6 protein-coding genes are annotated in these 9,134 nt (G+C 67.0%); 4 read left to right on the top strand and 2 right to left on the bottom strand.

The genetic code is table 11. The features are described from left to right. The first annotated feature begins 97 nt into the window (after positions 1 to 97). Positions 98 to 2,158 (top strand): penicillin-binding protein 1C, encoded by a 2,061-nt coding sequence (gene pbpC / locus AX750_RS04185; RefSeq protein ID WP_066734758.1) that lies wholly within the window; start codon positions 98 to 100, stop codon positions 2,156 to 2,158. 4 nt (positions 2,159 to 2,162) lie between these two features. Here the strand turns inward: pbpC and AX750_RS04180 are convergent, their stop codons facing one another. Together AX750_RS04180 and AX750_RS04175 are read right to left on the bottom strand one after the other, a co-directional pair. Then, complete coding sequence (locus tag AX750_RS04180) at positions 2,163 to 5,249, bottom strand: efflux RND transporter permease subunit (protein ID WP_066734752.1); 3,087 nt, start codon at positions 5,247 to 5,249, stop codon at positions 2,163 to 2,165. Between the two features lie 18 nt (positions 5,250 to 5,267). Next, entirely contained in the window at positions 5,268 to 6,374 is a 1,107-nt protein-coding gene (locus tag AX750_RS04175; protein WP_066734754.1) for an efflux RND transporter periplasmic adaptor subunit, read from the bottom strand. Positions 6,375 to 6,452: 78 nt separating this feature from the next. Here AX750_RS04175 and AX750_RS04170 point away from each other — a divergent pair, with 78 nt between their 5' ends. The 3 genes from AX750_RS04170 (at position 6,453) to phnD (ending at position 9,051) form a co-directional block, all read left to right on the top strand. Continuing rightward, on the top strand, positions 6,453 to 7,118 hold the full coding sequence (locus AX750_RS04170) for a TetR/AcrR family transcriptional regulator (protein WP_197431945.1): 666 nt from the start codon (positions 6,453 to 6,455) through the stop codon (positions 7,116 to 7,118). A 141-nt stretch (positions 7,119 to 7,259) separates the two neighbouring features. Then, positions 7,260 to 8,078, top strand: a complete 819-nt coding sequence (gene phnC / locus AX750_RS04165; protein WP_066734759.1) for a phosphonate ABC transporter ATP-binding protein — start codon at positions 7,260 to 7,262, stop codon at positions 8,076 to 8,078. Between the two features lie 55 nt (positions 8,079 to 8,133). Then, complete coding sequence (gene phnD, locus AX750_RS04160; RefSeq protein WP_066734757.1) at positions 8,134 to 9,051, top strand: phosphonate ABC transporter substrate-binding protein; 918 nt, start codon at positions 8,134 to 8,136, stop codon at positions 9,049 to 9,051. The last annotated feature ends 83 nt before the right edge of the window (positions 9,052 to 9,134 follow it).

Genomic DNA, 9,134 nt, shown 5'->3' with positions numbered 1-9,134 from the left:
CCCCGCGAGCGAAGAAGCGGACGAACCTGCCTTTGCGCCCCCCACCCCTGCCCCTCCCCACAAGGGGGAGGGGTCAGCGCCCGCTCGCTTCCGCACGCTGAAGATCGCAGCCGGATCGCTCGCCCTGCTCCTCACCGCCGCGACCGCCTCCCTCCTCCACTACGCCCGCTCCCTCCCGCCGCTCGACCTTACGGCCGCGACAGAGCGCTCGACCGTGGTTCTGGACCGCGAGGGCCGGCTTCTCCGCCCCTTCCTGACGCCGGATGGCCGCTGGAAGCTTCCGGTCGGCACGGGTGATGTCGATCCGCGCTATCTCGCCATGCTCAAGGCCTATGAGGACAGGAGGTTCGACAGCCATGCCGGCATCGACCCGCTGGGCCTCGTGCGCGCGGCCGGACAGATGCTGTGGAACGGCCGCATCGTCTCCGGCGGATCGACGCTGACCATGCAGGTCGCGCGTCTGCTGGAGCCCCGCGAGGAGCGCAGCCTCGCCGCCAAGCTCCGCCAGGCGGTGCGCGCCGTCGAACTCGAGCGGCGCTTCACCAAGACCGAAATCCTCGACCTCTACCTGACGCTCGCCCCCTTCGGCGGTAATCTCGAGGGCGTGCGCGCAGCCAGCCTCGCCTGGTTCGGCAAGGAGCCGAAGCGCCTCTCGACCGCCGAGGCCGCGCTGCTCGTCGCCCTGCCGCAATCGCCCGAGACGCGCCGGCCCGACCGCTTCGCCGAGGCCGCCCGCAAGGCCCGCGACCGGGTACTGGCCCGCGTCGCGGAGGCTGGCCTCGCCACCGCAGCCGAAATCGCCGCCGCGCGAGACGAGCCGGTCCCGACGGCGCGCAAGCCTTTCCCCAACCTCGCCCCCCATGTCGCCGAGCAGGTCGTGGCGGAAGCGCCGGCCGCCCGCAGCCATCGCCTCAGCCTCGATGCGCGGCTTCAGTCGGCGCTGGAAGCGCTGGCCCGCGACCGCAGCCTGGGCCTCAGCCCGCAGGTCTCGATCGCCATCCTCGCGGTCGACAACGAGACCGGCGAGATCCGCGCCTCGGTCGGCGGCGTCGACTACTTCGCCGCCGAGCGGGCCGGCTCGCTCGACCTGACGCGGGCGCTGCGCTCGCCGGGCTCGGCGCTCAAGCCCTTCATCTACGCGCTCGCCTTCGACAACGGCATCGCCCATCCCGAGACGATGCTGGAGGACCGGCCGGCGCGCTACGGACTCTACGTGCCCGAGAACTTCGACATGACCTTCCAGGGCATGGTCTCGGCCCGCAAGGCGCTGCAGCTCTCGCTCAACGTGCCGGCGGTCGAACTGCTCTCGGCGCTCGGGCCTCAGCGATTCCTGTCGCGACTGCGCGATGCCGGGGTCGCGGTCGCCATGCCGAAGGAAGGCGGCGCTCCCGGCCTCGCCGTCGGACTCGGTGGGCTCGGCATCACCCTGCAGGACCTGACACGCCTCTATGTCGGGCTGGCGCGTGGTGGGGATGTCGCGCCGCTGCGGGTGCGGGCGGGAGGGGAAGACGCGCCTTCGCCCCGCCTCGTCGAGCCGGTCGCCGCCTGGTATGTCGCCGACACGCTACTCGGCGCGCCGCCGCCGCTCAATGCCATGCCCGGCCGCATCGCCTTCAAGACCGGCACCTCCTATGGCTATCGCGATGCCTGGGCGGTCGGCTTCGACCGCAGGCACACGATCGGCGTCTGGGTCGGCCGCGCTGACAACGGCGCCGTGCCGGGCCTCGTCGGGCGGGTCGTCGCGGCCCCGATCCTGTTCGACGCCTTCGCGCGGATAGGCCTCGACCCGCGCCCCTTCCCGCAGCCGCGCGACAGCATCGTGGCGACGAGCGCCCAGCTGCCGCCCCCGCTGCGCCATCTGCGCCAGGACGTGCCGAAGACGGTGGTCGCGATGACGACGCCGTCGCTGAGGCTCGCCTTCCCGCCCGAAGGAGCCCGGATCGACCTCGCCGCCTCGGCCGCCGACGGACGGCCCGAGCTCAATCTCAAGGTCGCCGGCGGCGCGCCGCCCTATACTTGGCTGGTGGATGGCGCGCCGGTCCTCCCACCGACACGGCGGCGCGAAGCGACATGGCAGCCGCCGGGCAAGGGCTTCCTGCGAATCTCCGTCATCGACGGCACCGGCGCCAGCGAAAGCGTCTCGGTGCGCCTGCAGTAGCGGGCTACTCGGCGGGCTGGGGATGCGCCGCCGGCGTCTCCTTCACCACATGCCCATGCACGGAGCGCTTCTTGCTCGCGAGATAGGAATAGGCGACCGGCACCACATAGAGCGTCAGCAGCGTGCCGAAGGTCATGCCGCCGACGATGACCCAGCCGATCTGCGAGCGGCTTTCGGCGCCCGCGCCATGGGCCAATGCCAGCGGCACGGCGCCCAGCACCATCGCGCCCGTGGTCATGAGGATCGGTCGCAGGCGCAGTTCCGCCGCCTCGACCAGGGCGTCGATCATCTCCTTGCCCTCCTCGCGGAGCTGGTTGGTGAACTCCAGGATCAGGATGCCGTGCTTGGTGATGAGGCCGACGAGGGTGATCAGGCCGATCTGGCTGTAAACGTTCATCGTGCCGCCGGCGAAGTAGAGTGCCGCGAGCGCGCCCGTGAGCGAGAGCGGCACCGAGACCATGATCACGACGGGATCGATGAAGCTCTCGAACTGGGCGGCCAGCACGAGATAGATGAAGCCCAGCGCCAGCAGGAAGACGATCGCGATCGAGGCGCCAGACTGCTTGTACTCGCGGCTCTGGCCGGAATAGTCGATCTGCACTGTTTTCGGCAGGACACGGGCCGAGGCCTGTTCCAGCACGGCCAAAGCGTCGCCGAGCGAATAGCCGGGGGCGGGCACGGCGGTGATCGTCGCCGCACGAAGCTGGTTGAAGCGGATCAGCTCCTTCGGCGCGACCGTCTCCTCGACCTTGACCAGGCTCGAGAGCTGCACCACCGCGCCGCCCCGGCCCATCAGATAGATCGACTGCAGCGCCTGCGGCGTGTTGCGGTCCTCGCCGCCGACCTGGATGACGACGTCGTACTGCTCGCCATTCATGTTGAAGCGGGTCACCTGCCGCCCGCCGAGCAGGGTTTCCATCGTGCGGCCGATGACATCAACGCCGACGCCGACATCCGCCGCGCGCTGGCGGTCGATCGAAACCTTGATCTGCGGCTTGTCGAGGATGAGGTTGGATTCGAGATTGGTCAGTGCGGGCGAGCCGGCGACTTCGGCCAGGAGCGCGTCGACATACTGCTTGATCTGCTCATAGGGCTCGGACGAGCGCAGGACGAACTCCACCGGCCTGCTGTTGGCACCGCCCTGGCCGAGCGAAGGCGGATTGGTGGCGAAGAGCCGAATGCCGGGCACCTGCGACAGGCTGCGGTTGATCTCCGCCACCATGTCCTGCTGCTTCGTGCCACGCTCCTCCCAGGGCTTGAGACGGGCGAAGGCCAACGCGCGCGTCACATCCGGGAAGCCCACAATGACGAGATTGGTCTGGACGTCCGGGAAGCGCTTGAAGAACTCTTCCGCGCGGCGGGCATATTCCGCAGTGAAGTTCATCGTCGAGCCTTCCGGCGCCACGCCGATAACGGTGAAGCTGCCGCGATCCTCGACCGGCGCCAGTTCCGAGCGCAGATTGGTGAAGAAGAAATAGCTGCCGCCCGCCACACCGAGCGCCAGCAGCACGATCACCGGGCGGATCGCCAAAGCCCCGCGCAGCGAGGCCTTATAGCCGCGCGACAGGGCATTGAAGCCGCGCTCGAGCAGATTGTAGAGCCAGCCATGGCTTTCATTGTGCCGGAGTAGCTTGGCGCACATCATCGGCGTCAAGGTCAGCGCGACGAAACCCGAGACCAGCACGGCTCCCGCCAGCGTCAGCGCGAACTCGATGAAGAGCTTGCCCGTCCGCCCGGTCGAGAAGGCCATCGGCGCATAGACCGCGACCAGGGTCAGCGTCATCGCCACGACGGCGAAGGCGATCTCGTTGATGCCGCGGATCGCCGCAGCGTTCGGCTCCATCCCGTCCTCGATATGGCGATGGACGTTCTCCAGAACCACGATGGCGTCGTCCACGACGAGGCCGATCGCCAGCACCATCGACAGCAGCGTCAGCGTGTTGACCGTGAAGCCGAAGGCATACATCAGCGCAAACGAGCCGACGAGCGACACCGGGATGGTGACGAGCGGGATCAGTGTCGCGCGCAGCGAGCGCAGGAAGATGAAGATGATCAGCACGACGAGGACGACCGCCTCGAGGATCGTCGTGTAGACGGCCTGGATCGAGCGGTCGATGAAGACCGAGGTGTCATAGGAGGTCGCGATCGTCATGCCGTCCGGCAGATCGTCGATGATCTCCGGCAGCGCGGCACGGATGCCCTTGGAGACGTCGAGCGGATTGGCCGTCGCCTGCTTGACGATGCCGATCGTCACGGAGGGATTGCCGGAAAACCAAGCGGCGTTGCGCTCCGCCAGCGCGCCGAGTTCGACGCGCGCGACGTCGCGCAGCTTGATCGGGAAGTTGTTGGCGTCCTTGACGACGATCTGCTGGAACTGCTCGGGCGTCGTCAGCCCGGTCTGCGAGAGCACCGTGAATTCGCGGTTGTTGCTCTCGATGCGGCCCGAGGGAATCTCGACATTCTGCGCGCGGACCGCCGCCTCGATCTCCTGGACCGTGATGTTGTAGGCCGACATGCGCGCCCGATCGAGCCAGATGCGCATGGCGTAGCGCCGCTCGCCGCGGATCTGCACCTCGGCCACGCCAGTGATGTTCTGCACCCGGTCGGTGATGAAGCGGTCGGCGAAGTCGGTCAGTTCCAGCGGGTTGTGGCGCGAGCTGATCAGCGACAGGAACAGGATCGGCTGAGCATCCGCCTCGACCTTGGCGATGATCGGTTCGTCGATCTCGGACGGCATGCGCCCGCGCACGCGGCTGACACGGTCGCGCACGTCGGAAGCCGCGACGTCGGGATCGACGTCCGGCCGGAAGCGGACCGAGATGTTGCTCTGCTCCTGGCGGCTGGTCGAGGAGATGATCTCGATGCCCTCGATGCCCGCGATCGAGTTCTCCAGGATCTGCGTGACCTGCGTCTCGATGATTTCGGCACTGGCGCCGGTATAGACGGTACGGACCGAGACGACCGGCTCATCGATGTTCGGATATTCGCGGACCGTGAGGCGCGTATAGGACACCGCGCCGATCAGGAGCACGAGCAGGCTCAGCACGGTCGAGAAGACCGGCCGGCGAACGAAGAGGGCGAACAGGCTCATGGCGCGCGGGACTCGGGCTCAGGGGCTCAGCGTGGCGGGCAGCGCGCTCGTCTGAACCGGCGGCTGGCTGTTCTTCACGGAGACTGTCGAGCCGTCGCGCAACCGCATCTGGCCGGAGCTGACGACCGTCATCTGCGGGGTCAGCCCCTTCACGATCTCGACCTTGCCCGGCAACCTCTTGCCGAGCTCGACCGCGACGCGTTTCGCCTTGCCGTTCTCGACGATGAACACGACCTTGCCGAGCCCATCCGGCACCACCGCGGATTCGGGGATCAGCATCGCGTTCTCGCGACGGTCGACCACGATGGTGACACGGGCGAAGAGGCCCGGCTTGAGCGTGAGATCGCCGTTGGGAACGGTGGCGCGGAGGCGGATGGCGCGCCCATTGATATCGACGACGGGATCGACCGCGAAGATCTTGCCCTGGAATTCGGAATTCGGCACCGCATCGACACGCAGGCTGATCGTCTGGCCGACCTTGACCTGCGACAGGAAGATCTCGGGCACACGGAAGTCGACCTTGATCGGATCGATATTGGTCAGAGTGATCAGCTGCTTGCCGACCGCCACATAATCTCCGACGCTGACGGCGCGCAGGCCAACGACGCCGTTGAAGGGCGCGATCAATGTGGATTGAGCGAGCTTCGCCTGCGAGAGCTGCACCCGCGCCTCGGCGGCGGCGAGCTTGGCCGTCGCCTCGTCGAAGGCGACCTGCGTGCCGACGCCGCGCTGGTTGAGCGAGCGGTTCCGCTCGAAGGTGTCGCGCGCGAGGCCGAGATCCGCCTGCTGCTGCTTGAGCTCGGCATCGAGAATGGCGGTGTCGAGCTTGACGAGCACCTGCCCCTTCTCGACCCGCTCGCCCTCCTTGAAGCCCAGAGCCGTGACGCGGCCCGCGATTTCCGGGGCGATCACGACGGATTCATCGGCGGCGAGCGTGCCGAGCGCCTCGACCTCCTCGTTGACTGTTCCCCGCTCGATCTTGGTCACCTCGACGGGAACCGCACCGCGCCCCTGTGGAGCGGCGGCGACCGGGGCCGGCGCCTTCGACTTCTCGTAATGGCGGTAGCCGTAGTAGCCGCCGCCGGCGAGGCCGATGATCAGGAGCAGATAGACGAACCGCTTCATAGAACTGGACGCTCCGATATGACGCGCTTATTTTAGACTGGACGGTCCAGTTTGATAAGGGCGACGATGGGCAGAACCATGACGAATGCTGCCGCACCGGAACTGTCTGCCGACGACGAGGCGGATGCAAGACGCCTGCCGTCACGATTGCGGGTGGACAAGCATCGCGCCATCATCCGCGCAGCCTCCGCCATGTTCCTCGCCGAAGGCTACGAGCGGGTGACGCTCGACCAGATCGCGCAGAGGGCCCGCGTCTCGAAGCAGACGATCTACGCGCACTTCGCCGACAAAGAAGCCCTCTTCCGCGCGATCTGCACGCAACTCGCTGAAAAACTGACCATTCCGCTGCGCCGACCCATCCAGGACGTCGACCTGCGCAGCGCTCTGATACGGCTCGGGGAAGACGCACTGGCGATGATGCTGGACCCGCATTCCCTCGATCTCCATCGTCTCGTCATGAGTGCGGCGGCCCGCTTTCCCGAGCTTGGCCAAGCGGCTTACGAGGCGGGAGCGCTACGGATCATCGAAGAGCTGTCGCAGCTGCTGCGGCAACGTTCACATGTCGGTGATGGCCTCGCGGAACCGCTCGACGATGCCCGGGCCAAGGTGCTCGCGGAACAGTTCGTCGGCATGCTGCGCGGCTTTCATCAGCATCGCGCGCTGATGAACGTCGCGCAGACGCCTCCCGACCAGCGCGCGGCCTATGTCCGCGACTGCGTCGATCTGCTCCTGCGCGGCGCCTGAGGCGGCATCCGGCCGCCTGCCCGACCGTCACCCGTCTGTCATCTGTGCCGGCTAGCTGTCGCCCGTCGGAAAGCATGGCCCCTACGGCAGGATCTGCCGCGGGCGGAAGCCATGCTGCCAACGGAACGCGGGAACGGCATCATGCTGCGCATCGAGGGTCTGACCAAGCGCTTCGGTGGCAAAGCCGCGGTCGACGGCGTAACCCTGTCCATTCCGCGCGGCGAGATGGTCGGCATCATCGGCCGCTCGGGCGCCGGCAAGTCCACGCTGCTGCGCATGCTGAATCGCCTCGCCGATCCGAGCGAAGGCCGCATCCTTTCCGGCGACCGTGACGTCACAGCGCTGAAGGGCGCCGCGCTGCGCCGCTGGCGGCGCGACACGGCGATGATCTTCCAGCAGTTCAACCTGGTCGGCCGCCTCGACGTCCTCACCAATGTCCTGCTTGGCCGGCTCGACCATCGCGCCGCAGCGCTGACGCTGGTGAAGAGCTTTTCGCGCGACGACAAGATCCGCGCCATCGCGGCGCTCGAGCGGCTCGATATGGGTCATCTCCTCGCCCAACGTGCCGAAACCCTCTCCGGCGGCCAGCAGCAGCGTGTCGCCATCGCCCGTGCCCTGGTCCAGGAACCGCAGATCATCCTCGCCGACGAGCCGATCGCCTCGCTCGATCCGCGCAATACGCAGGTCGTCATGGACGCGCTGTTCCGCATCAACCGCGAGGACGGCATCACCGTCGTCTCGAACCTGCATCACCTCGATATCGCGTCGAAATATTGCGACCGGCTGATCGGCATGGCCGCCGGCAAGGTCGTCTTCGACGGCCCGCCCCACCAGCTCACCAGCGAGATCGCGGCGAAGCTCTACGGCATCGAAGCCAAGGACGCCGGCGCCGAGGCGCTCGACCAGCTCGAGGCCATCGCCAGCGAAGAAGCGCAGCGCGCCAAGCAGAACGTCGCCTGACCTCCGTCCGGCCCGCCGGGCGGTCCCTCTCCCAGAAGACCAACAGGAGCACTTCATGCTGACCCGTCGTCACACCCTGACGCTCGCCACCGCGGCGCTCGCCGCCACGCTGGCTGCCCCCGCCTTCGCCCAGGACTGGAAGGCGAAGTATCCCGAACTCGTCTTCGCCATCATCCCGGCCGAGAACGCCTCGGGCGTCGTCGAGCGCTACACCCCCTTCGTGAACTACCTCTCGAAGGAACTTGGCACCAAGGTCACGCTGCGCATCGCCAGCGACTACGCCGCCCTGATCGAAGGTCAGCGCGCCGGCAACATCCATATCGGCATGTACGGCCCCTCTTCGTTCGCGCGTGCGCTGATGACCGGCGCCAAGATCGAAGCCTTCGCCATCGAGACCAATCTCGACGGCACGAAGGGCTACTACTCGGTCTTCTATGTGAAGAAGGACTCGCCCTATCAGAAGATCGAGGATCTGAAGGGCAAGAACCTCGGCCTCGTCGATCCGAACTCGACCTCCGGCAACAACGTGCCACGCTATGCGCTCGACGGGATGAAGATCGACCCCGAGAGCTACTTCGGCAAGGTCGTCTACACCGGCAGCCACGAGAACGCGATCATCGCCCTCGGTCAGGGCACCGTCGACGTCGCCGCCAACTGGTGGAACGACGAGCAGGAATCCAACCTGCAGCGCATGGCCCGCAAGAACATGGTCAAGGCCGAGGATTTCCGGATCATCTACAAGTCCGAGCAGATCGTGAACTCGCCGATGGCCTATCTGACCGAGCTGCCGACCGAGCTCAAGGCCAAGATCAAGGACGCGGTGCTGAACCTCAACACCAAGGACAAGGCCGCTTTCGACAAGATCTACGAAGGCAAGCAGGGCCCGCTGCAGGCCGTCGACAACAAGGCCTATGACCCGATCATCGAGCTGAACAAGTTCGTCGACGCGCTGCGCCGCAAGAAGGCGTCGTAGAGGCTAGTCCACGCCTTTGGACCAGTGCAGCGCGGGGAACCCTCTCCCGTAGGGAGAGGGCAGGGTGAGGGGTCGGCCGTTTG

The organism is Methylobacterium sp. CCH7-A2 (assembly GCF_001557075.1).
Classification (GTDB): Bacteria; Pseudomonadota; Alphaproteobacteria; order Rhizobiales; family Beijerinckiaceae; genus Allobosea; species Allobosea massiliensis.
Note: the sequence above shows the minus strand (reverse complement) of the source record. Positions and strands in the feature narration are given on the sequence as shown.

What these genes read in the sequence shown, in the direction of transcription:
- AX750_RS04175 (WP_066734754.1), bottom strand. Translation starts at nt 6,374, where the DNA reads ATGAAGCGGTTCGTCTATCTGCTCCTGATCATCGGCCTCGCCGGCGGC.
- phnD (WP_066734757.1), top strand. Translation starts at nt 8,134, where the DNA reads ATGCTGACCCGTCGTCACACCCTGACGCTCGCCACCGCGGCGCTCGCC.
- AX750_RS04170 (WP_197431945.1), top strand. Translation starts at nt 6,453, where the DNA reads ATGACGAATGCTGCCGCACCGGAACTGTCTGCCGACGACGAGGCGGAT.
- phnC (WP_066734759.1), top strand. Translation starts at nt 7,260, where the DNA reads ATGCTGCGCATCGAGGGTCTGACCAAGCGCTTCGGTGGCAAAGCCGCG.
- AX750_RS04180 (WP_066734752.1), bottom strand. Translation starts at nt 5,249, where the DNA reads ATGAGCCTGTTCGCCCTCTTCGTTCGCCGGCCGGTCTTCTCGACCGTG.